Annotated in this window: 18 protein-coding genes; 13 read left to right on the forward strand and 5 right to left on the reverse strand. The window is 62.1% G+C overall.

The window, feature by feature from the left end; translation table 11 throughout:
* Positions 1–22 precede the first annotated feature (22 nt).
* The 3 genes from CSW57_RS13180 to CSW57_RS13190 form a co-directional block, all read right to left on the reverse strand.
* Positions 23–460 (reverse strand): nuclear transport factor 2 family protein, encoded by a 438-nt coding sequence (locus tag CSW57_RS13180; protein ID WP_099383141.1) that lies wholly within the window; start codon positions 458–460, stop codon positions 23–25.
* Entirely contained in the window at positions 457–1,587 is a 1,131-nt protein-coding gene (locus CSW57_RS13185; RefSeq protein WP_099383142.1) for an acyl-CoA dehydrogenase family protein, read from the reverse strand. The genes CSW57_RS13180 and CSW57_RS13185 overlap by 4 nt, the downstream gene beginning before the upstream one ends.
* 62 nt (positions 1,588–1,649) lie before the next feature.
* The gene (locus CSW57_RS13190; RefSeq protein WP_189339243.1) at positions 1,650–2,819 is read right to left on the reverse strand and encodes an acyl-CoA dehydrogenase family protein; all 1,170 of its coding nucleotides are present in this window, start codon (positions 2,817–2,819) and stop codon (positions 1,650–1,652) included.
* Between the two features lie 37 nt (positions 2,820–2,856).
* Between CSW57_RS13190 and CSW57_RS13195 the strand changes: the two genes are divergently transcribed.
* From CSW57_RS13195 to CSW57_RS13240, 10 genes are all read left to right on the forward strand, one after another.
* Positions 2,857–4,371: an MmgE/PrpD family protein gene (locus CSW57_RS13195; protein ID WP_099383144.1), complete on the forward strand. Its 1,515-nt coding sequence runs from the start codon at positions 2,857–2,859 to the stop codon at positions 4,369–4,371.
* Positions 4,368–4,847 (forward strand): MaoC family dehydratase, encoded by a 480-nt coding sequence (locus CSW57_RS13200; RefSeq protein WP_099383145.1) that lies wholly within the window; start codon positions 4,368–4,370, stop codon positions 4,845–4,847. Before CSW57_RS13195 ends, CSW57_RS13200 begins: the two co-directional genes overlap by 4 nt.
* Positions 4,844–6,001, forward strand: a complete 1,158-nt coding sequence (locus CSW57_RS13205) for an acyl-CoA dehydrogenase family protein (protein ID WP_099383146.1) — start codon at positions 4,844–4,846, stop codon at positions 5,999–6,001. The genes CSW57_RS13200 and CSW57_RS13205 overlap by 4 nt, the downstream gene beginning before the upstream one ends.
* Complete coding sequence (locus CSW57_RS13210) at positions 5,998–6,522, forward strand: MaoC family dehydratase (protein ID WP_099383147.1); 525 nt, start codon at positions 5,998–6,000, stop codon at positions 6,520–6,522. Before CSW57_RS13205 ends, CSW57_RS13210 begins: the two co-directional genes overlap by 4 nt.
* Before the next feature lies 1 nt (position 6,523).
* Complete coding sequence (locus tag CSW57_RS13215) at positions 6,524–7,714, forward strand: CaiB/BaiF CoA transferase family protein (protein ID WP_099383148.1); 1,191 nt, start codon at positions 6,524–6,526, stop codon at positions 7,712–7,714.
* Positions 7,714–8,619, forward strand: coding sequence for an HpcH/HpaI aldolase/citrate lyase family protein (locus tag CSW57_RS13220; RefSeq protein WP_099383149.1), 906 nt, complete (start codon positions 7,714–7,716; stop codon positions 8,617–8,619). The genes CSW57_RS13215 and CSW57_RS13220 overlap by 1 nt, the downstream gene beginning before the upstream one ends.
* Before the next feature lie 722 nt (positions 8,620–9,341).
* The gene (locus CSW57_RS13225) at positions 9,342–11,012 is read left to right on the forward strand and encodes a flavin-containing monooxygenase (RefSeq protein ID WP_099383150.1); all 1,671 of its coding nucleotides are present in this window, start codon (positions 9,342–9,344) and stop codon (positions 11,010–11,012) included.
* Positions 11,013–11,071: 59 nt separating this feature from the next.
* Positions 11,072–12,013 (forward strand): enoyl-CoA hydratase, encoded by a 942-nt coding sequence (locus tag CSW57_RS13230; protein ID WP_099383151.1) that lies wholly within the window; start codon positions 11,072–11,074, stop codon positions 12,011–12,013.
* Positions 12,013–13,584 (forward strand): class I adenylate-forming enzyme family protein, encoded by a 1,572-nt coding sequence (locus CSW57_RS13235; RefSeq protein WP_099383152.1) that lies wholly within the window; start codon positions 12,013–12,015, stop codon positions 13,582–13,584. Before CSW57_RS13230 ends, CSW57_RS13235 begins: the two co-directional genes overlap by 1 nt.
* Positions 13,577–14,506, forward strand: coding sequence for a TIGR03620 family F420-dependent LLM class oxidoreductase (locus CSW57_RS13240; protein ID WP_099383153.1), 930 nt, complete (start codon positions 13,577–13,579; stop codon positions 14,504–14,506). Before CSW57_RS13235 ends, CSW57_RS13240 begins: the two co-directional genes overlap by 8 nt.
* Before the next feature lie 265 nt (positions 14,507–14,771).
* Here the strand turns inward: CSW57_RS13240 and CSW57_RS13245 are convergent, their stop codons facing one another.
* Positions 14,772–15,740, reverse strand: coding sequence for a cyclase family protein (locus CSW57_RS13245; protein ID WP_099383154.1), 969 nt, complete (start codon positions 15,738–15,740; stop codon positions 14,772–14,774).
* A gap of 109 nt (positions 15,741–15,849) precedes the next feature.
* Between CSW57_RS13245 and CSW57_RS13250 the strand changes: the two genes are divergently transcribed.
* On the forward strand, positions 15,850–16,629 hold the full coding sequence (locus CSW57_RS13250) for a FadR/GntR family transcriptional regulator (protein WP_099383155.1): 780 nt from the start codon (positions 15,850–15,852) through the stop codon (positions 16,627–16,629).
* Here CSW57_RS13250 and CSW57_RS13255 read toward each other — a convergent pair.
* On the reverse strand, positions 16,617–18,269 hold the full coding sequence (locus CSW57_RS13255; RefSeq protein WP_099383156.1) for a thiamine pyrophosphate-binding protein: 1,653 nt from the start codon (positions 18,267–18,269) through the stop codon (positions 16,617–16,619). The two genes, CSW57_RS13250 and CSW57_RS13255, sit on opposite strands and share 13 nt — an antisense overlap.
* A gap of 130 nt (positions 18,270–18,399) precedes the next feature.
* On the opposite strand from CSW57_RS13255, the gene CSW57_RS13260 reads away from it, so the two are divergent.
* Both CSW57_RS13260 and CSW57_RS13265 read left to right on the forward strand, forming a co-directional pair.
* The gene (locus CSW57_RS13260) at positions 18,400–19,623 is read left to right on the forward strand and encodes an alpha-hydroxy acid oxidase (RefSeq protein ID WP_099383157.1); all 1,224 of its coding nucleotides are present in this window, start codon (positions 18,400–18,402) and stop codon (positions 19,621–19,623) included.
* Positions 19,575–20,429, forward strand: a complete 855-nt coding sequence (locus CSW57_RS13265) for an NADPH-dependent F420 reductase (RefSeq protein ID WP_223249253.1) — start codon at positions 19,575–19,577, stop codon at positions 20,427–20,429. The genes CSW57_RS13260 and CSW57_RS13265 overlap by 49 nt, the downstream gene beginning before the upstream one ends.
* Positions 20,430–20,561: the final 132 nt, after the last annotated feature.

The following is a 20,561-nucleotide window of genomic DNA, read 5'->3' on the forward strand; positions in this document are numbered from 1 at the left end:
TGCTGCAGTTGGCCAGAAGTCATCACCGCGTCGGAACTGAAGGCGCTCCCGACATCAGCGGTTCGGCAGGCGAATGCAGGAAACGATGGGTGAAGAGCCAGCCGTCCTCGGTCAGAACGAGGCGGTCGTGATATCGCCACGTCCCGGCGATGATCTGGGTGTTGTCCGGTCCGGGAACGATCCCGACCATGTCCGTCCAGGCAGATGCGTGGCTTTCGTCGTCGAGCTGCACGACAGTCGGACCTAGAAGGTGGCGGCCTGGTTCCTGCGTCTGCATACCCGCCACCGAGGAGATCATCTCGTCACGTCCGGTCAGACGAAAAGTTCCCACGGCCATGATGCAGTCTTCGTGCAGCATCGTGGCCAGCGCTGTGTAGTCGCGGTCGTCGAGCTTGAACGCGTATAGGGCGATGAGTCGCCGAACAGCGTCTTCCGCGGATGGCTCCGAATTGATGCTCATGCGCCCTCCCCGGCGTGCGCGGTCACGAGGCGAGCGAAGAGGTTCGATCGGTCGACGTCCTGATCACCCAACAGCATGGTGTTCGCGACGGCGCGGCGGAAATACAGGTGTGCGGGGTGTTCCCAGGTGAACCCGATCCCACCGTGAACGTGGATGTTGGCGCGCGCGACCTTGTAGTAGGCGTCCGTGCAATAGATCTTGGCGAGAAGGAGGTCGTTGTATGCAGACTCGCGACCGGCTTCGGCTTCCTCCGCGGCGGTCCACCCAGACGAGATCATTCCTTCAACAGTCACTGCCAAGTCGGCCAGTTTGTGCTTGATGGACTGGAATCCGCCGATGGGCCGGCCGAATTGCTCGCGAACCTTGGCGTACGAAATCGCCATGTCGAGTGCCGCCTCCGCTCCGCCGATGCAGTCGGCAACCAGGCACAGCTCGGCGTCGCGGAGTGCTGCCATCAACTGCGGTGCGGAGTCGTTCTCATCCGAAACCAGGCTCGCCGGAACGCGATTCATTTCCAGGTGGCTGATTGAGCGGGTGAGATCGAAGCTGGTGAGTGGTTCATCGGTGAAGCCGGCATCGTCTCGGTCCACGGCGAAGAGGCCGATCCCGAAATCAGCCCTTGCCACCACGAGAACCAGGTCGGCGCCGGTGAGGTCGAGGACGTGGAGCTTGCGGCCTGTCAACAGGTAGGTACCGCTGTCGGTCTGTGTTGCAGTTGTTGCGATGCGGTCTAGATCCCAGCCGGCGGATTCCTCGGAAGCAGCGAGGGTCGCGAGGACCTCACCCGAAGCGATACCCGGAAGATGCTCCTTCTTGGCAGCCACCGAGCCCGCCCGCGCGAGGGCCGGTGCCGCCAGCGCAATCGACGAGAACAACGGCGATGGGTGGACCACTTTGCCCCATGCTCGGAACCCGACAAACATGTCGAGCGGCGTTCCGCCCATGCCGCCGTATTCCTCCGGGATCGTTATGCCGGGCAGGCCGATTGCCGATGCCTGTTTCCAGGCCGTGGTGTTGGCCAGTCCGTCCGCGCCGAGTTCCAGGGCCCCGCGAACGTCTTCGAGAGCGACGGAACGCGTGAGGAGTTGGCGAATGGTGTCGTCCATCGCCGCGTGTTCATCGTTCATGGGAATTGGTATGTACAAGGTGGAGTCCTCTCAAAGCATCCGAGCGGTCGTAGGGTGGCCTGTCAGCTTCCTCGAGGTAGCCCCAGTAGCCGCTCGGCGATCGCGTTCTTCTGAATTTCTGTGGTTCCGCCGGCGATCGAAGCCATGGGGAAGCTGAGCATGAGGTGCGCCGCCTCTTGGGCCGCAGCGTCTTCCGCAGACCAGGCCATGGTGGCCTTGCCTGCGACAAGTGCGCTGACCCGTGCGGCCGCCTCAGCTGCGGATCCGGTCCCGACCTTGACGAATGATCCCAGAGGCCCCTTCGGGTTCGACGTCTCGATGGCGCGGCGAATCCGTATTCCGTTGAGGTCGAGAATTCGCTGCTCGATGTAGAGGTCGAGCAGAGCGCCTGAAACGTGGGGCTCATCGATGATGCCGCGTTCCTGGCTGAGCTTGACGAGTGAGTCGAATACGTCAGCATCCATCCTCGAGCCGGTCGTCCCGGCTCCCAACGCCAACCGTTCGTGCGTCAGCATCGCGATCAGCACGGCCCAGCCCCCGCCCACCTCGCCGAGAATGGAGTCTGGCGATACTCGGACCCCATCGAGGAAGACCTCGTTGAAGTTGGTCTCGCCGGTGATCTCCCGCAATGGGCGGATCTCCACTCCTGGCGCCTTCAGGTCGACCACAACCATGCTGAGTCCGTTGTGTCTGCGCTCTTCGCGCGAGGTCCGCACCAGCGCCAGCGCGAGATCCGACTCGACCGCAAGCGACGTCCACACCTTTTGACCGGTGATGACGTAAGCGTCGCCGTCGAGCGTTGCGGTGGTCGACACGCTTGCCAGGTCCGATCCTGCTCCCGGCTCGGACAGCAGCTGGGTCCAGCGCTCGTCGCCTCGCAACATTCGGGGGATGTGTCGGGTCTGTTGTTCTGGTGTCCCGAAGTCGCGCACCGTAGGTGCGCAGATACCTACGGTCACCGCCGAGTACGGCAGAGACCACTGGTAGTCGCGCATCTCGTCGTTCCACACGGTCTGGTGAGCGGAACTGAGCCCCCGGCCTCCGAGTTCTTTCGGCCAGGTGAGTCCGAGCAGCCCGGCGTCATACATCTGCTGATTGGTTTCTCGACGGCTGTCTTCAGTACTGCTCGCAGGCGTGAGATGAGCGATGTTCTCGCCGATCCACGTCCTCAGCCGAATCCGGAACGCGCTGACGTCCTGATCCTGTAGGTCGAAGTCGCTGTTCAACGTCATCACGTCTCCTTCGGTGAGGCCCAAACTACTGACAAGCATGCCTGGCAGTTCTTGTCTGGTCTCGTTCTGCTGGCTTGCGCAAATTTCTCTTGCCAGCTCCACGGTTGCATGTACAGTAACAGTCAGTCAATGTAATTGTCTGTCAATTGGAGGTTACTCTATGATCGCATCCGAGCTTGCTGGCTTCGCCTCGGAGCTGACGATCGAAGACGTCCCACGCGCCGTCCGGGATAGGGCGGTGCTGCATTTGGCGGACTGCCTTGGCATCGCAGTTGCCTCGACCACAATGGATTTCGGCGAATCGGTACATCGCGCCGGCACGCGCCTCGGGAGCGGCCAGGACAGCCGAGTGATCGGCTGGGGCACCCCGCTCCCAGCAGCGTCGGCCGCATTGGTCAACGGGACTTTGATTCACGGTCTTGACTTCGATGACACCCACATCGAAGCGATCCACCACGCAAGCGCTCCCGCGCTCGCCTCGGCCCTGTCCGTGGCTGAAGCGGAGGATGCCAGCGGCACAGATCTGCTTCTGGCCTACATCATCGGCGTCGAGGTCGGTACGCGTCTCGCCATCGCAGGACAAGGCGAGTTCCACGATCGTGGTTTTCATCCCACCGGCATCCTCGGCACCTTTGCCGCAGTGTGCGCCACCGGCAGCGTCCGTAATGTGTCACCCGAGACGATGGTTCGAGCCATGGGTCTGGCCGGCAGCCAAGCTGCCGGGATCCTCGAGCTGCATCACTCGTGGCTGAAGCGTCTGCACCCAGGATGGGCTGCTCACAGCGGCATCGTTGCAAGCACGCTGGCCGAGGAGGGATTTGTCGGGCCGGCTTCGGTGTTCGAGGGCGACAACGGACTCTTCATGAGTCACCTCGGCCGGGTGCCCGATCGCACCGCCCTTCATCTGGACGACCTCGGTAGCCACTGGATGACTGCCGAACTGGCGCTCAAGCCTTATCCCTGCTGCCATTTCACCCACGCCTTCATAGATGCCGCCCTCGAGTTGCGCGAGCAGTTGCTCGACTCTGGCCGCACCCTCGACGACATCGAATCGATCTCTGCGCCTACCAGCGAGCGGCTCATTCCAGCAGTGGCGGCCCCGGTCGATCGCCGCATCGCGCCGGAGACGATCTATGACGCCCTGTTCAGCATCCAGTTCGCCATCGCGCTGGCTCTTCAGCAGGGCCGGGTTGACCTGGCATCGTTCTACGATCAACCGCTTGACGACCCGGCAGTGCGCCGGATCGCCGCGCTCGTCACCTGCCCAATCGATGAGCAGAGCGACTACCCGGCGCATTTCCCGGGTGAGGTCATCATCACCTTCAAGGACGGCTCGGTGCTGCAGAAGCGTCACGCATCGAGTCGTGGGACTCACGAGCAGCCGCTCAACGAATCCGAGGTCGTCGCCAAGTTCCGCAGCAACGTGACCCGTCGCTGGGACGAGGCTGCGGCTGAGGAAGTGTCGAAGACGGTACTGGAGGTCGAAAATCTCAGCGCGTCGCAATTGGTCGATGCCTTTTGTGAGACGACCGGGCAGCGTGGTGCCAAATGAGCGGCCAGACGATCCGGCGTGAACGCGGACTGCTGTACGAAGACTTCCGCGTTGGTCAGACCTTCGACCACCATTGGGGCCGAACGCTTTCGGGCTCTGAGAGCAAGACGTACAGCACGATGACGATGAACTTCTGCCCGATCTACTTCAATGACCACTACGCCGCGGCCCAGGGTTACGACGGTGCAGTGATCAACCCGATGCTCGTTTTCACGACGATTCTCGGGCTCTCGGTAGAGGACCTCTCGGAAGCGGGAGGCCCCTTCCTCGGAATCGATGATCTGGTGTTCGACCGCCCCGTTTACGACGGCGAAACCGTATACGCCCGGTCCGAGACATTGAGCTGCCGCACCTCCTCGTCCAAGCCCGGCTGGGGAATCGTGAGCTGGCGAACCTCGGGCTTCAACCAAGACCAGCAGCAAGTGCTGAGCTTCCAACGCACCAATCTCGCGCGAATGAAGGAAAAGACGACGTGACGTACCTGACAGACGACCACCTGGCCATTCAGGAAAGTACCCGGCAGTTCGCAAAACGCGAGATCGAGCCGATCGCCCAGACGCTCGACCTCGAGGACAAGCAAATTCCCGACGAGGTCCTTGCCAAGATGGGCGCACTGGGGTTGTTCGGAGTCACACTGCCCGAGGAGCACGGCGGTCTTGGCCTGGATACGGCCGCTCTTTGTGTCGTGACCGAGGAGCTTGCGAAGGCAAGCCTGTCGGTGGGTAGCGTCATCCACCGCAACTCCACCCTCGGACACATTCTCCACCTCTACGGCACCGACGAGCAGCGCAACAAATACCTCGCCGGCATGGCCACGGGCGACATCATGACGTCCAGCTCGGGCACCGAACCCGAGGCAGGTTCGGACGCGGCCAACATCAAGACGACGGCCAAGCGCACCTCGAACGGCTACGTACTCAACGGAACGAAGCAATGGACCACGTTCGCCAATCGCGCGGACCTGCTGTTCGTCTACGCCCGCACCAGCAATGAGCACAAGCACGGCGGAATCAGCCTGTTCATGGTCGAAAAGCCGGCTGGTGAGTTTCTTCCACCGAACCTGACCGGTACGCACATCCCCACCGCGGGTTACCACGGAATGAAGTCATACTCGCTTGCACTCGATGACCTCGAGGTGCCGGAGAGCGCTCTCGTCGGAGGCGTTGAGGGACAAGGCTTCCGGCAGCTGATGAGCGGATACGAAACTGCGCGTATCACGTTCGCGTCTCGCTGTATCGGCCTGGCCCAGGCCGCATACGAAGAAGCTTTGGCCTACACGCAGCAACGTGTGCAGTTCGGCAAGCCGATCTCGAACTTTCAGGCGGTTCGTTTCCGGCTTGCGGACATGTACACGCAGATTCAAGCGGCGCGCTCGATGACGTTCTCTGCCGCAGAAGCTTTCGACACTGGCAAACGTGCCGACCTGGAAGCCGGCGCCGTCAAGCTGTTCGCGGCCGAGATGGCGCACAAGGTCGCGTGGGACGCACTTTATCTCCATGGTGGCAACGGTTATGCCATCGATTCCAAGGTGAACCGCTACTGGCGCGACGCCGGTTTGCTGCCAATTGGCGAGGGCACCAGCGATATTCAACGCGAGATCATCGCCCGCCGGATCTTGGGTGAACGATGAGCGGGGTACCTTCGAAAGCGTGGGATCTGTCCTTTGTCACCGGCAGCGAGAACTTCTTCGAAGACTTCGTTGTCGGGACGGTGTTCGATCACGCTCGCGGTCGAACCATCGACAATGTCGACAATCTATGGATCACCCATACAACGCTCAACACCGCTGAGGCGCACTTCAACCTCCCCTATGCCCACGGGCTGATGGACGGCCGGTTCGAGGAGCGTCTGGTCATGGGCGCGGTCACGATTGCGGTTGTCATCGGACTCACCTCCGAGGATCTGTCCGAGAACGCCATCGCCGATGTCGGGCTGACCGGGGTTCGCCTGCACAACCCGGTGTTCGAGGGCGACACTTTGCACGCCCGAAGCGAGATTCTCGAGCTTGCACCCGACAGCAAGCGCGAAGACGCCGGCCTACTCACGTACCGATTTGAAGGCCGCAAGGGAGACGACATCCCGGTCGTCGAAGGCGTTCGCACAGTCTCGATCAAGCGACGTCCCGTGCGTACCACCGAAGGAAGCCACTGACATGAGCTCTGCATTGCACGGAATCAAAGTCGTCGACTTGACGCAGGGCGTCTCGGGGCCGATGAGTACCAGACTGCTCTCTCAGATGGGCGCGCGGGTGATCAAGGTCGAACGCCCTCAAGGCGGCGACCTCATTCGACATTGGGACGACTACGTCAACGGCATGTGCTCGGGCCATGTGTGGGTGAACCCGGGCAAGGAGAGTATCGCCCTCAACCTCCGGTCAGAAGAGGGTGCGGACATACTGTTGCGGTTACTCGCCGACGCGGACGTCGTGATCGAGAACTTCGTGCCGGGTACCCTCGCCAGCTGGGGTCTGGACGACGAGCGGCTCCGGGCGGTCAAGGATGACCTGATCATCTGTCACATCAGCGGATTCGGGCAAACGGGCCCATCGGCGGACCGGGCTGCACTCGATCTGATCATTCAAGCTGAATCAGGTCTGATCAGCACCAATGGAACCGAGGCGGAACCTGCGAAGCTCAGCGTCTCCGTCGCAGATATCTCCGGTTCCATGTACGCGACGATCTCGATTCTGGAATGTCTGTATCACCGTGAACGGACCGGCGAGGGCCAGACGATCGACCTCGCTCTCTTCGATGCAGTCATGACCTGGACCGGGTACTTCCCATATATGGCTTGGTATCAGGGCAGAAATCCGGGACGGGTCGGCCTCAACCACCACACGATGTTCCCCTATGGGGTGTACCAGGCGGGCGACGGCAAGGGTGTTGTCATCGCTGCGGGTGCAGGCAGTCATGACCAATGGCGTCGCTTCTGCGAGGCCATGAGCCTGCCTGAGCTGATCGATCACCCCGACTACTCGAGCAATGGTCTTCGTCTGCAGAACAAAGACGAGCTGCAGAAGATCGTCGTTGACGCCATGGCTTCGCAGCCGCAGAGCTACTGGTTGGAGCGTTTCCACGAGTTCGGGATACCGTCGGGTGCCTACAACGAGTTCGACGAAGCGCTGGAACATCCCCGCCTGAAGCACCGCAAGCTGGTCAAGGAAATCGACAGCGCCGTAGGCCCTGTCAAGGTTTTCGACTTCGCCCCGAGCTTCTCGACGCTCGACAGCGTGAACGAGCTCGGGCCACCGCTGCTCGGGGAGCACACAGACTCGATCCTGGCCGAGATCGGTCTCGATCCCGAAGCCATCGAGAAGTTGCGCGCGGGGGAGATCGTCGTCTGATGCTCACGCCTCCAGTGCGGCTGCGTCGAAGTGTGCTCACCACTCCGGCATCGAACGATCGGATGATCGCGAAGGCCGCGTCGTCGGCCGCCGACTACGTGATTCTCGATTTGGAGGACTCGGTTGCTGTCGGGGAAAAATCATCGGCACGCGCAGCCGCCTGTGATGCGATCGGTGATCTCGACTGGGGACGCAAAGTGCTTGGCGTGCGCGTCAATTCGGTCGGTACGCCCTGGGTTCTGGATGATCTGCTGACGGTTGCTCGGTCTGCCGGCGCGAAACTCGACGTTGTGGTGGTTCCCAAAGTCAGAAGTGGCGCCGACGTCGAGTTCGTCTCGGCAGTGCTTGATCACGTCGAGCTCGAAACCCGGCACGCCATCGGACTCGAGGTATTGATCGAAGAAGCGGCCGCGATGGTCAACCTGTCGCACATCGCAAACGCATCAGCCAGGCTGGAAACCGTGACGTTCGGCCCCGGCGACTATGCAGCCTCGCTGAGGGCCATCTTGCCCACTCCTGGCGCATCTGATGCCGAGAAAGCCCATGCGACGTTCGCGCGGCAGTCGATTGTGGTCGGGGCAAGAGCGGCCGGCGCCATCCCGATCGACGGCCCGTACGCCGACTTCCGGGATCTGGACGGTTTCGCGGAAGAGGCTCGACTTTCTCGTGCATCCGGATTCGCTGGAAAATGGGTGATTCACCCATCTCAGATCGATGCCGCCAACACCGCCTTCACTCCGACGCAACGCGAAGCAGAGCGGGCGAGGCTGATCTGCGAGACCTACCGGGACGCCCAGCGGGCTGGATCGGGCGCAGTTGCCGTCGAAGGAAAGATGGTCGACGCCGCTGATGTCCGTATTGCCGCAGAAGTTGTTGCATTGAGCGATCTTCTTGCAGTGTCATAGGGCGTACTGACTGCGCGAGAACCCTTTTCGTCACACGTGGCTGGATCAATGTGTTGGTTTGTCGAGCCGTGCGCATTCCGCGCCTCGAACTGTGTTCAGACCGCGGCGGCTTACGCAACAGGCGTCCTTCGAAGAGCGGGCTGTTTCGGCGCCGAGGCGTACAGCGCGCCCGCAGCTGTCTTTGACACCGCCGGTCGAGGTGCCGCGGCCGGTAGGGACCCGTTATGAAGTGCGCGTTCAGCAGCCTATCCATTGCGTAAATGTCTGACTATTGTCAGATCGGACCGATGACTGTTACCGTAGTCACAGATCATCAAGAAGGCTTCTTGGTTGCGCTGAGTGCGATGCGCCCGGGCGTCAGAATCCGATCGGAAGAGGTGCCCAGTGAGGTTTACGTGGCCCCGGGCTCGGCAGTCGAACCGTCTGCAGGGACGCGCGCAGTGTCGTCAAACCTGCCCCGCCCAACTGTTGCGGCTGTCCGTTCGATCAGGGCGCCCCGTCGGCCGCGCGCGATTCGCAACGCTCGGGTCTCCCGCGCCGGCGGCGCGAAGCCGGACTGAGCTCCGAGTGCCGGACGGCGTGCTGACCGTCGAGCCGCACGCACCGCCCCGAAGTGGACGCGCCTGGTCAGGTTGTCGAGAGCGCCCCCACCCGAGATCAATAGAGCTACCTGTCTTCCTGGTGGCGCAACAAGTTCAAGATGCGAACAGCGAAAGGGAACAATGAGTACATTCGAGGCCGGGAAAAATGCCGATACGCCTGAAGATCTGCTCGACATTCTGGTGGTCGGAGCCGGATTCGGCGGAATAAACGCCCTGCACGTCTACCGTTCGGCGGGATTCTCCGTCAAGTTGCTCGAGGCCGGTTCGGGTGTCGGCGGGACCTGGTACTGGAACCGATACCCGGGCGCACGCGTAGACATCGAGAGCCTGGAGTACTCCTACGGATTCTCTGATGAAATCCAGCAGGAATGGAAATGGTCTCGGCGCTATGCCGCGCAAGCGGAGGTCGAACAGTACCTCAACTGGGTGACGGACAAGCTCGAGCTACGCGACGACATGATCTTCGATTCTTACGTCGCTCGGACCGAGTTCGACCAGGAGAGGGCGATTTGGGAGGTCGAGACCTCGGGTGGGGACCTGTACCACGCTAAATACTGCGTGATGGCGACCGGCTTCTTGTCGGCTCCTCACTGGCCGGATGTGCCCGGCTTCGACAAGTTCGAGGGCGAGCTACTGCACACCGGTCAGTGGAAAACCGACGCTTCGGTCGAGGGTAAAAAGGTCGGGGTGATCGGGTCGGCCGCGACTGCCGTACAGCTGGTTCCGAAGTTGGCTGAGGAGGTCGAGCATCTGAGCGTGTTCCAGCGCACCGCGAACTGGGCTTTCCCGATCATCGACATGACGATGCCTGAAGATTACGAGCGGTTCGTCAAAGAGAATTACGCAAAGATTCGCCAGGAAGAGCACGAGCAGCCCGGCTACGGCGTGGTGTTGGTGGACTTCAAGTTGCGCAACGCGCCCACGAAGTCGGCCCTCGAGGTCACCGCGGAAGAGCGCGAACACGAATTCTCTGAGCGCTGGCGGACGGGCGGTCTCAACGTCGCCGCCAGTTACACCGACTTGGCGGTCACCAAGGAAGCCAACGACCTGCTTCGCGAGTTCTGTGAGCGGCAGATCCGAAACGTGGTGCGGGATCCGGAGGTGGCTGAGCTGCTGATCCCGAAGAATCACGGCCCGCTGCTCCGACGACCTTGCGGCGAGGACGGCTACTACGAAGCCTTCAATCGCGACAACGTGTCGCTGGTCGACGTCAACTCAGATCCCATCGCCGAGATCACAGAGCGCGGGATCAAGCTCGCCAGTGGCGCAGAGCACGAGCTCGACGTCATCGTTGCTGCGACCGGTTTCGACGCGGGATCTGGTGGCCTGCTGCGTATCGACATCAGGGGCCGGGACGGCCTGCACTTGAAGAACGAGTGGGCTCACGGAGTCGAGTCGCATCTCGGCATCACCACTCACGGTTTCCCGAACATGTTCTTCGTCAACGGTATGCAGAGCCCCAGTGCATTCTTCTCGCCACCATTGCTGGCAAATGCCCAGAACCGGTTCATCGCCGACCTCATCAGGGCGGCCGAGTCGCGAGACGCACAGTGGATCGAACCGACCAAGGAGGCCCAGGCGGCATGGTCGCGAGCCTGCGACGAAGCCATCGAGGGCACCCTGTACCCGACGGCTGACAGCTGGTGGATGAGCGCAAACGTGAAGGGCAAGAAGCGGCAGGTTGTTTCTTACGCCGGCGGCTTCACCGCCTACCGTGAGGCGCTGGAGAATGCTCTTGAGGATCTGGACCCCTACGAGCTGGGCCCGGCTCGCTCCGCGCAGGCGTCGTAGCGGTCGCTCTGCGACGCCACGTCACCGCCGACTACGTACAAGAACGGAAAGGTCTGAATATGACTGACTTCGAATTCATCGAGTATGAGCTGATCGATGAAGGTTCCATTGCCCTGATCACCCTCAACCGTCCCAAGCAGAAGAACGCGCAGAACCGCGGTCTGCTCGTGGAACTGGGTGAGGCGTTCACAGCGGCCGAGGAAGACGACGGCGTGCGCGTCGTCGTGCTGCGAGGTGCCGGTGACTCCTTTTCGTCGGGCCACGACCTCGGCTCGAAAGCTACTGTGGCCGAACAGACTCCGGGGCCCACGATGCACCGGACCTATCAGGTCAACGGCGGGACCCGGGAGGGTTCGGAGCAGACATTCATTCAGGAATGGCACTACTTCTTCGAAAATATCAAGCGGTGGCGAGACCTGCGGAAGATCACGATCGCATCGGTGCAGGGCCCCGTTTACGCCGGCGGACTCATGCTTGCGTGGGCTTGCGACCTCATCATTGCGGCCGATGACACACAGTTCGCCGACGTTGTCGGCACCAGGCTTGGCATGTGCGGAGTCGAATACTTTGCGCACCCGTGGGAGTTCGGCCCTCGGAAGACCAAGGAATTGATGCTGACGGGCGACGCGATCGACGCCGACGAGGCGTACCGCCTCGGAATGGTGACAAAGGTCTTCCCTCGAGAGGCCTTGGAGCAGTCCACGATTGACTTCGCGCGGAGAATCGTCGAGGTGCCCACGATGACGGCGTTGCTGGTCAAGGAGTCGGTGAATCAGACTCTCGACAACATGGGATTCACCAACTCTCTTGCATCGTCCTTCAGCTTGCATCAGTTCCAGCACGCTTACTGGGCTCAGATCAGCAGCCACGGGTGGGGGGTTGGTGACGAGGCGCACGGAATCAAGTCGTGGCAAGATGCGCCGCCAATCGTGTTGGCGGAGAAGGACAGCGTTCGCGCTGAGAGTTCACCGCCTTCGACAGCGGGAAAGGATCGACCGTAATGACTTCCATCGACCTGGGCTACAAGGCGACCATTCCCGAGGCGCTGAAGCAGTCAGTCGAACGGCACGGTGACACGGATTTTGTCGTGTCCCTGGACCGCCGGATGACCTATCGCGAGGTTGAGGAGGCGTCGGCCAGGCTCGCCCGGCGCATGCTTGCCCGCGGCATCGGCAAGGGAACCCGTGTCGGTATTTTCGAGTCCTACACGCACGAGTTCATCGTCACGTGGCTTGCTGCGACCCGCATCGGTGCGCTGGTCGAGGGCTTCAGCACCATCTACTCGCCAGCCGAACTCGGCCGGGTGATTTTTCTAGGCGACGTAGATGTTCTGATCACCAGCCGTACGGTGGTCGGCAAGGACGTCGAGGACTTCTTGGAAAGTGCTCTGCCGGGTTTGAAAAACGCTTCCGACCCGAGCCTGCGCCTCACCGAGGCTCCATATCTGCGCAGGGTGTGGATTCATGGGACCACGACCAAACCCTGGGCTGAATCGGTCGACCTCTACGCAGATGCAGCGACGGGCGAACCCGATAGGCAACTACTCGAGCTCGTCGAGCAGCAGGTCAAACCCGGCGATGCAGCCGTGGTGGTGTACACCTCGGGCTCCAGTGCCGACCCGAAGGGCGTCGTTCATTCGCACGGATCGGTCCTTCGTGACTGCGCCACGGTGCCGGCCATGATGGCGGCCGACGCCGGCGATCTTCCGGCCAAGGCCATCTGCGGGATGCCCTTTTTCTGGGTCGGAGGCGTTCTGACGATTTCCACTGCGTTGCTCTCGCCGCTGACGTTGCTCATCATGCCGAAGTTCAACGCTGGTGAAGCGCTGGAGCTGCTCGAGCGTGAACGGGGAACGTCCGTGATCGGCTGGCCGACGGTCATGCAGTCGATCCGAGCTCACCCCAGTTTCGCTTCGCGCGATCTGTCCTCGGCGCCCGCGGTGACCAGTGGGCCTGCCGATGTCGCCACGGTCAACGTCCCGATTCCAGGACTTTCCGCGCATCGTTCGATGAGCGAGACCATGGGCACCTTCGCCGATGTCGAACTCAAGGTGATCGATCCGGAGACCGGACTGACGGTGCCGTCGGGCGAAGAGGGCGAACTGTGCGTGCGAGGGCCCGGTCTCATGCTCGGCTACTACGGGCGCGAGCGCTGGGAGATCCTCGATGAGGACGGTTGGTATCACTCGGCCGACCGTGTGGTCATGATCGACGGCGACCCGCGTCCGTTCTATGTGGGCCGCTACTCGGAGTTGATCAAGGCGTCAGGTGCCAACGTGTCACCGCGCGAGGTCGAGGTGGCCATCGAGTCCCACGAGTCCGTCCTGCACTGCCTCGTGTTCGGAACGGTGCACGCACAGCGCGGCGAAGAAGTGACTGCCGTGGTGGTGGCCGCGCCTGGTGATGCGCCGTCGACCGAAGCGCTCGCCGAGTATGCCGCCGGCAAGCTGTCGAAGTACAAGGTCCCCACGTTGTGGTTCCTCATGGACCGCGACGAGATCCCTTGGCTGGGTTCGGGTAAGCCGGACAAGCGTCGTCTGCGGACACTGATCGAGAGCCGGGTCGATGCCTGAGACTGATGCACCGACGTCTCCGCGGACGCAGATCGACTTCCGATCGAAGGTCGGAGTCTTCTGGGCCAATGATCACTGGCCCACGCCAGAGGTCCAAGCGATTGCGCGCGAGATCGAAGAGTTGGGATTCGGTTCGTTCTTCTATCCCGAGAGCGGCGCCAAGGACTCCATCACGCTTGCCGCAGCGCTTCTGCCTGCGACCGAGCGTCTCGTTGTCGGAACCGGCATCATGAACATCTTTGCGCGCCATGCATCGATCGCTGAGGCCGGTGCCCGGACACTCGCTGCCGTGTACCCCGGCCGGTTCGTCCTCGGCTTGGGCGTCAGCCATGCGCTGGGACTCCAAAGACGGTTCGGTTTGGAAGTACCCAAGCCCCTTGCCGCAATGCGTGACTACCTGGCGGAGATGGCAGATCTACCGGCGTTCGTGGAGAAAGAGATCGGTCGCCCTCCGCGCATTCTTGCCGCATTGGGCCCCAAGATGATCGCGCTGTCCGGAGAGGCCGCCGACGGTGCAATGCCATATTTGGTGACCCCTGAACAGACGCGGACCACACGCGAGATCCTGGGCGATGACAAGTGGATCATCACCGAGCACGCCGTGGCCTTCGATGGATCCGAGAGTGAGATCAACGAAGCCGCGGGTCTGCACCTCGACGGCTACCTTCGCTTCCCCAATTATCGGAATTCGTGGTTGCGCCAAGGGTTTACTGAGAACGACTTCGTGCCCGGCGGCTCTGACAGGCTCAAACGAGCGCTCATCGGACTCGGAACACTCGATGCGGCCGTCGAAGCGATCAACCGGCAGTTGCAGGCGGGCGCTGACCATGTCGTGGTCCAGGTCGCCGGGAACGGCCCGACGTACGACCCGCGGCCCTCTCTGCGCAAGCTGTCTCAGGCACTGGGCTTGCAGCAGGCCTGACCCTGGGTCTCAAGGAGTTGTTGTCGGCCCCGACTGAGTCTGTCTTGCAACGGTTTTCACATCGCCGTGCAGGCCACGCTCGGTCGGGAATGCGAACAGCAGCATCGGTCAACAGCCCCCGTCGCTCACCAATAAAGATGCCCGCTCGCTTCCAGTAAGCGAGCGGGCTTTTTTTGTCTGAGCGCTTGGACCGCCGGCGGCATTGCCACGACCCATCCATCGGCAACCGTCTGACACCGATGGACGAGTCGAGTGGTCTAGTGCTTCACTTGATCGCAATCGGATTGATCGGCGATGCAACTGCGCCGGTGATCGGAAGCGGGGGAGCGGCGAGGAAGAACTCGTACACCTTGTTGTCGGCGCAGTCCTCCGCGAGGGCGTCCAGATCCCACATCTCTCCGATGTAGATGCCGGCGTTGACCAGAAGGATGATGTGCAGCGGAGAATACAGATCGGCTGTCTCGTACGGCAGTGCTTCGAGTCCCCAGGTGTCGGATGCGACTCCGGCAACCCGCCGAGAACACAAGAAATCGGCGGCGCTCACACCCAGGCCCGGAGCCGAGCCACCGGCGTAGTCGCCCCACGATCCGGCGTTTCGGTGTTGAGCCATCTGGCCCGTGCGAACCAGCACCCAGTCTCCTTCGCCGACGTCTACACCTTGAGCCTGTGCGCATGCTTCAAGATCCTCGGCTTGGATGCAGGCGCCTGGTTCCAAGGCGTCGCGATCGTAGAAGCGAGCCAGGTCGAGGAGAACGCCGCGGCCCACGGCATGCCGGCGCAGAGCGGTGATGCTGTTGGCGCTCACGCCTGAGACAACACCGACAGTGTCGATTCCGCGGCCGTTGTACCCTTCGCCGTTGTAGAAGACATGGGCCAGCGAATCCCATTGCGTGGACGACTGCAAGGGCATGTAGACGGCGTCATCGTTGTAGCGGACCGGGCCGGGCAGGGAGTCGTGTGCGGTCATGAGCATCTGGTGTTGTGGGTTCACGCGCGAAGAGGGCCCATGCATGGGCCCGGTGACGTCCATGGGAAGGGACAAAGAGAACGTCGTTCCTGTGCGGACGAGCTGGGCAGCAGCGACAAGCCGCTCAGGTGTCACGTAGTTTGCGCTACCGAGCTCGTCGTCAGCGCCCCATTGCCCCCAGGTGCGGTATTTTGTCGCCAACTGATCCACGGTTTCGTGTGTAACTGATCGTCGAGCAAGGGGGCTGAACGGTGCTGCCTCGGTCATATGAACCTTCTCCCGAATGTTTATGTCACAGTAACGGATTAAAATCAGACAATGCAATAGACTCACATTTAACCGCGGCCAGCAGGCCGTTGATCCGAAGGATGCACGCATGAATGACCGTTCCTTGCCGCTCCCTACAGCGACCCCGGTGAAACGCGCGTACGAGCAGGTCGCTGCTCAGATCCGACAGTGGATCGTGACCGGATTCCTCGGTGTCGGCGACAAACTGCCGGCCGAGGCGCAGCTGTGCGAGCAGTTCGGCACCAGCCGAAGTACTGTTCGCGAAGCCCTCCGGCTTTTGTCGTCAGAGCGGCTGATCGTGACACAACCGGGCGCGCACGGCGGAAGCGTGGTCAGCAAGCCGTCAGCTGCCAATGTCTCGGATGGCTTGACGACGTCGCTGGCCACGCTTGTGGGCGCCAGCGATCTCTCGATCGCCGAGATGGTCCAGGTACGGCTCATCCTCGAGGTTCCGGCAGCCGGCATGGCCGCGGCGAAGTGCGGTGAGGACACGGTGGAGAGATTGGCGGGATTGGTACCTGACTCGGTGCCCGCCGTCGAGCATCTGTTCGACCTCGACTTCGCCTTCCACCAAGAGCTACTCGAAGCCTCGGGCAACCGTCTGCTTCCCATCGTCGCTCTCCCCGTGTTCGAAGTCAGCGCACGGCGGGTGCCCAGGAACCGTCTCGATCAGGCGATGTGGGAGCGGGTGGTGGACGAGCACCGGGCCATCGTCGAGGCCATTCGCAGTCGAGATGTCGCAGCCGCCGAATCGGCTATGCGACTGCACCTGTCCGGCCTTGCCGCCTCGTACGAGTTGGCAATTGCTTCTGATCAGGCGTCTGCGGTGTCGGCGCAGTCCGGGCCGGCGTTGGCTCAACCCTCGTAGTACCACCGTTTGAACGGCTCGCTCGCCACTTCGCTGGAGATGTGGACATCGAGCACCTGGAATCGACCGGCGTCGGCGTTGCGCTCGAGGGCTGAAGCGAGTGCGGTGTCCTCCTTGACCTGAACGCCGATGCCGCCGAACGCCTCACCGATGGCCGAGAAGTCGGGTGGAGTGAACGTCGCGATGGTGTCGGTGAGTCCGGCCGGTCGAAGTTTGTGGACTTCGGCCCCGAACGCTCCGTCATTCGCGACGATCAGGGTCATGGGTATCCGGTAGCGGGCCACTGTGTCGAGTTCCTGGATGTGCATGAGCACGCTGCCATCGCCGTCGATCACAACAAGAGGCCGCGAGGGATCGCCGTACCAAGCGCCGATTGCAACGGGGAGGGTTTGGCCGATCGAGCCGAACTGGTAAGAGAACTGCCAATGCAGGTCGGGGCGTTTGTGAACGCCCATGACGACGAATGCCCAGAAGTGGCCGCCGCCCAGGACCACCTGGGCTCCGTGCGGTAGGGACGTTCTCAGGGCTTCAGCGACCGCGGCAGGGTGCATGCCGTCGGGTCGTTCGTCAATGGTCGCCACTGCCTCGGTGGTCAGGGTCTTGATGTGCTCGAGCGCCTCGGGTCCACGGAAGTTCACGTGAACACTCGAGCGGCCGCGAGCAGCGGCCAGCAACCGTGGGGCGGTCTCCGCGACGTCCCCCAGAACCACGTCATGTCCGAGCATTGCGCTCTCTGGAGCCTGCTGGAGATCAAGCGCGACCATTGCCGCCGATGGATAGAGGGTCGTCTTGTCGGTGGTGTAACTGGCAAGACCAGCGGCGAATCCAACTACGAGGTCAGCTCCCTGCAGGAGTTTGCGCGCCCCGGTGTGGGCAAACCCGCCCGAGACCCCGATGGACCACTCGTCGTCGTCAAGCCGCCCTTTCGCCGGTAGCGAGGTTGCCAACAACGCTCCGTAGTGCTCGGCGAGCTCCCTGATCGATCGGATGGTCTCCTCGTCACGGCAGGCGCGCCCGACCACGAAAACCGGACGCTGTGCGTCTTCGAGTAGGTCGATCACGCGCTCGATCTCGGAGTCACGAGGCGCAGGCGTGACTGCACGTTGGGGTCTTGTCAGGGCTTGAAGATCGGCCTCGACGTTGGATGCAGCTTCCTCCAATTGAAGGTCCTCGGGGATCGACAGCAGAATCGGCCGAGACTCTAGGATGGCGCGCGCGAACGCTTCATGTACGGCCGGAACGATGTCCTGCACGCGTTTGATCGGCACGAACCCGCTTTCGCACGTGTCGGCAAAGGCCTGTTGGTCAAAGGCCTGCAGACGAGCCGAATCACGGCGGTACGCGTCGCCACTGATGAGGACTTGAGGAGAGCGATACCGTGCGGCCGCGAGCAGCGATGTGGCGACCTGCGACAGTCCGGGACCCGAGGTGACCGTGGAGACTCCCACTTCGCCAGACGTTCGGGCGTAACCGTCTGCCATGGCGACAGCCGCTGCCTCGTGTCGGGCGCTCACCAGTCGCTCGTCGCCCTTGGCCGACAGCGCGGCGAAGATCAACATGTTGGCGTTTCCCATGACGCCGAAAACCGGTGCGTCCGAGAAGTGTTGAACAGCCAACGCAACCGCTTCGTAACCCTTCAAGGAGCACCTCTCATCATGCAGTGGTTCGTGAAACCCTGGTTAACTGGCCAATTGTCTGATATTAACTCTATAGGACGTCGGTAGAGGCGGTCCACCTAGTCGATGCGGACAGTGCAGGAAGAGAGTCGAGATGAACCCGTTCATCAAGTTGGTAACTGACCAGGTGTCGGGAGACCTTCAACGACTTCGGACAACACGCGGACGACGAACAGGCACGCCGCGCGCATTGAAGAAGGCGCACAACGTCTCCGATCTTCGCCGCATCGCCAAGCGAAAACTGCCGAAGACAATTTTCGACTTCGTCGAGGGTGGCGCAAACGACGAGTTGGCCATGCGTCGCAATCGGGACGCCCTCGATCGGATCGGAATCGTCGGGCGCGTCCTGACCGATGTCTCCAAAGTCGATATGTCGACAACGGTGCTGGGACAGCGGATCGAGGTGCCCATCATCGGCGCACCCACCGGGGTCGTCGGACTCGTCCATCACTCGGGGGAACCCGCGCTGGCACGTGCGTACGACTCGATCGGCACCATCTACACGCTGGCCACCTCTGCGTCGTACTCGATCGAGGATGTCGCCGAATCGACCACAGGCACGAAATGGTTCCAGCTGTACGTGTGGCGCGACCGCGAGTTCGTCGTCGAGATCTTGGACCGCGCGGCCAAAGCCGGTTACGGCGCGTTGGTCGTCACAGTTGATGGTTCTCGTACCGGCAAGCGCGAACGCGATCTCCGTAATGGATTCTCGCGCCCCTTGAGGGTCTCGATGAAGACTCTGTTCTCGGGAGTACGCCACCCGGGTTGGTCGACGGGATTTGTGCAGCACGGTCGATTCCTGCCGGTCAACTTCAAGGCCACCGGTGGACCGGCGTCTCACGCAGAATCCTTCCAAGCCAGCTTCGACCCGGGGCTGACCTGGAAAGAAATCGAGTGGATCAGGAAAATCTGGTCTGGACCGCTCGTCGTCAAGGGGATCTTGCATCCAGACGACGCCAAGCTTGCCGTCCAGGCAGGAGCAGACGCTGTCGTCGTGTCCAACCACGGAGGCCGGCAGTCCGACGACGCCCCGGCCACAATCGATCTCCTGCCTGCAGTCGTCGCAGCCGTGGGCGACCAAGCCGAGGTTCTGTTCGACAGCGGGGTCAGACGCGGTAGTGACATCGCGAAGGCCCTGGCTCTAGGGGCCCGGGCGTGTCTGGTGGGACGCCCAACTCTCTACGGCCTGGCGGCCGCTGGTGAGGATGGGGCTCGACACGCGCTCGAGCTGCTGCGGGCAGAGCTCGAGATCGCTCTCGCTCTGTCTGGCTGTCGCAATGTGGCCGAGGCCAGGCAGCTCGAACTGCGTTCCTCTTAGCACTTCAGGAACCACGCACTTTCCATGATCCAAGAACAGACAACGAACAGGAATCCAGGATGAGAATCGGAATTGCCGGCGCCGGGCATATCGGCAGGACCCTCAGCCGGAAGTTGAGCGCGGCGGGTCATGACGTAAAAGTCGCCAACTCCCGCGAACCGGAATCGGTTCACCCTGACGCCCTCAGCGCGGGCGCCCGTGCGGTGTTCGCAGCAGAGGCAGTCAAGGACGTCGACGTGGTGATCCTCTCGATGCCACTGGACCGGCTGCCGGCCTTCGGTTCGCCGCTATCGGAGGCCTTGGCTGATGCGATCATCCTCGACACGTCGAATTACTACCCCTTGCGCGATGGCCACATTGAAGCGATCGATGAAGGTCAGGTCGAGAGCGAATGGGTGGCGGAGCAACTCGGGCGCCCAATCGTGAAGGTATTCAACGCAATCAGTTCAGCGTCGTTGGCGGAGCACGGCCGCCCGCAAGGAACTGCCGGCCGTATCGCGATTCCCGTTGCAGCAAACGATGCCGACGCCCGGGAATTGGCAATAGGGCTGGTCGATGAAACCGGCTTCGACGGTTTCGATGCCGGTGTCCTGTCAGAATCCTGGCGGCAACAGCCCGGCGCGCCGTGCTACTGCACCGACCTCACCAGCGAACAAATGCCAGGTGCGCTCGCCGCGGCAGAGAAGCACAGGCTGCCGAAACGGCGCGATATTTCCATCGCAGCCATCGCCGAGCGTGTGGGTGACGGTACGACCAACCCCGATGCGGACTACGCCGTCCGATTGACGCGCGCGATCTTCTTGTAGGGGCTCGCTGTTCAGACCTGCACGGCCTGCGAACGTGCTACGGCGTGACTGTATTTCACAAGAGTCGCCCGAAACATCGCGCAGGACTTTGCTACAGCTGCCTCGGCCAGCTGGGCCGCGCACGACGATGCT

Source organism: Williamsia muralis (genome assembly GCF_002735905.1).
GTDB classification, from domain to species: Bacteria; Actinomycetota; Actinomycetes; order Mycobacteriales; family Mycobacteriaceae; genus Williamsia; species Williamsia muralis_A.

Excerpts from the sequence above, each read along its gene's own strand:
- CSW57_RS13225 (WP_099383150.1), top strand. The coding sequence starts at position 9,342 with ATGAGTACATTCGAGGCCGGGAAAAATGCCGATACGCCTGAAGATCTG.
- CSW57_RS13235 (WP_099383152.1), top strand. The coding sequence starts at position 12,013 with ATGACTTCCATCGACCTGGGCTACAAGGCGACCATTCCCGAGGCGCTG.
- CSW57_RS13230 (WP_099383151.1), top strand. The coding sequence starts at position 11,072 with ATGACTGACTTCGAATTCATCGAGTATGAGCTGATCGATGAAGGTTCC.
- CSW57_RS13190 (WP_189339243.1), bottom strand. The coding sequence starts at position 2,819 with ATGACGTTGAACAGCGACTTCGACCTACAGGATCAGGACGTCAGCGCG.
- CSW57_RS13180 (WP_099383141.1), bottom strand. The coding sequence starts at position 460 with ATGAGCATCAATTCGGAGCCATCCGCGGAAGACGCTGTTCGGCGACTC.
- CSW57_RS13210 (WP_099383147.1), top strand. The coding sequence starts at position 5,998 with ATGAGCGGGGTACCTTCGAAAGCGTGGGATCTGTCCTTTGTCACCGGC.
- CSW57_RS13260 (WP_099383157.1), top strand. The coding sequence starts at position 18,400 with ATGAACCCGTTCATCAAGTTGGTAACTGACCAGGTGTCGGGAGACCTT.
- CSW57_RS13240 (WP_099383153.1), top strand. The coding sequence starts at position 13,577 with ATGCCTGAGACTGATGCACCGACGTCTCCGCGGACGCAGATCGACTTC.
- CSW57_RS13200 (WP_099383145.1), top strand. The coding sequence starts at position 4,368 with ATGAGCGGCCAGACGATCCGGCGTGAACGCGGACTGCTGTACGAAGAC.
- CSW57_RS13245 (WP_099383154.1), bottom strand. The coding sequence starts at position 15,740 with ATGACCGAGGCAGCACCGTTCAGCCCCCTTGCTCGACGATCAGTTACA.
- CSW57_RS13185 (WP_099383142.1), bottom strand. The coding sequence starts at position 1,587 with ATGAACGATGAACACGCGGCGATGGACGACACCATTCGCCAACTCCTC.
- CSW57_RS13195 (WP_099383144.1), top strand. The coding sequence starts at position 2,857 with ATGCCTGGCAGTTCTTGTCTGGTCTCGTTCTGCTGGCTTGCGCAAATT.
- CSW57_RS13250 (WP_099383155.1), top strand. The coding sequence starts at position 15,850 with ATGAATGACCGTTCCTTGCCGCTCCCTACAGCGACCCCGGTGAAACGC.
- CSW57_RS13215 (WP_099383148.1), top strand. The coding sequence starts at position 6,524 with ATGAGCTCTGCATTGCACGGAATCAAAGTCGTCGACTTGACGCAGGGC.
- CSW57_RS13220 (WP_099383149.1), top strand. The coding sequence starts at position 7,714 with ATGCTCACGCCTCCAGTGCGGCTGCGTCGAAGTGTGCTCACCACTCCG.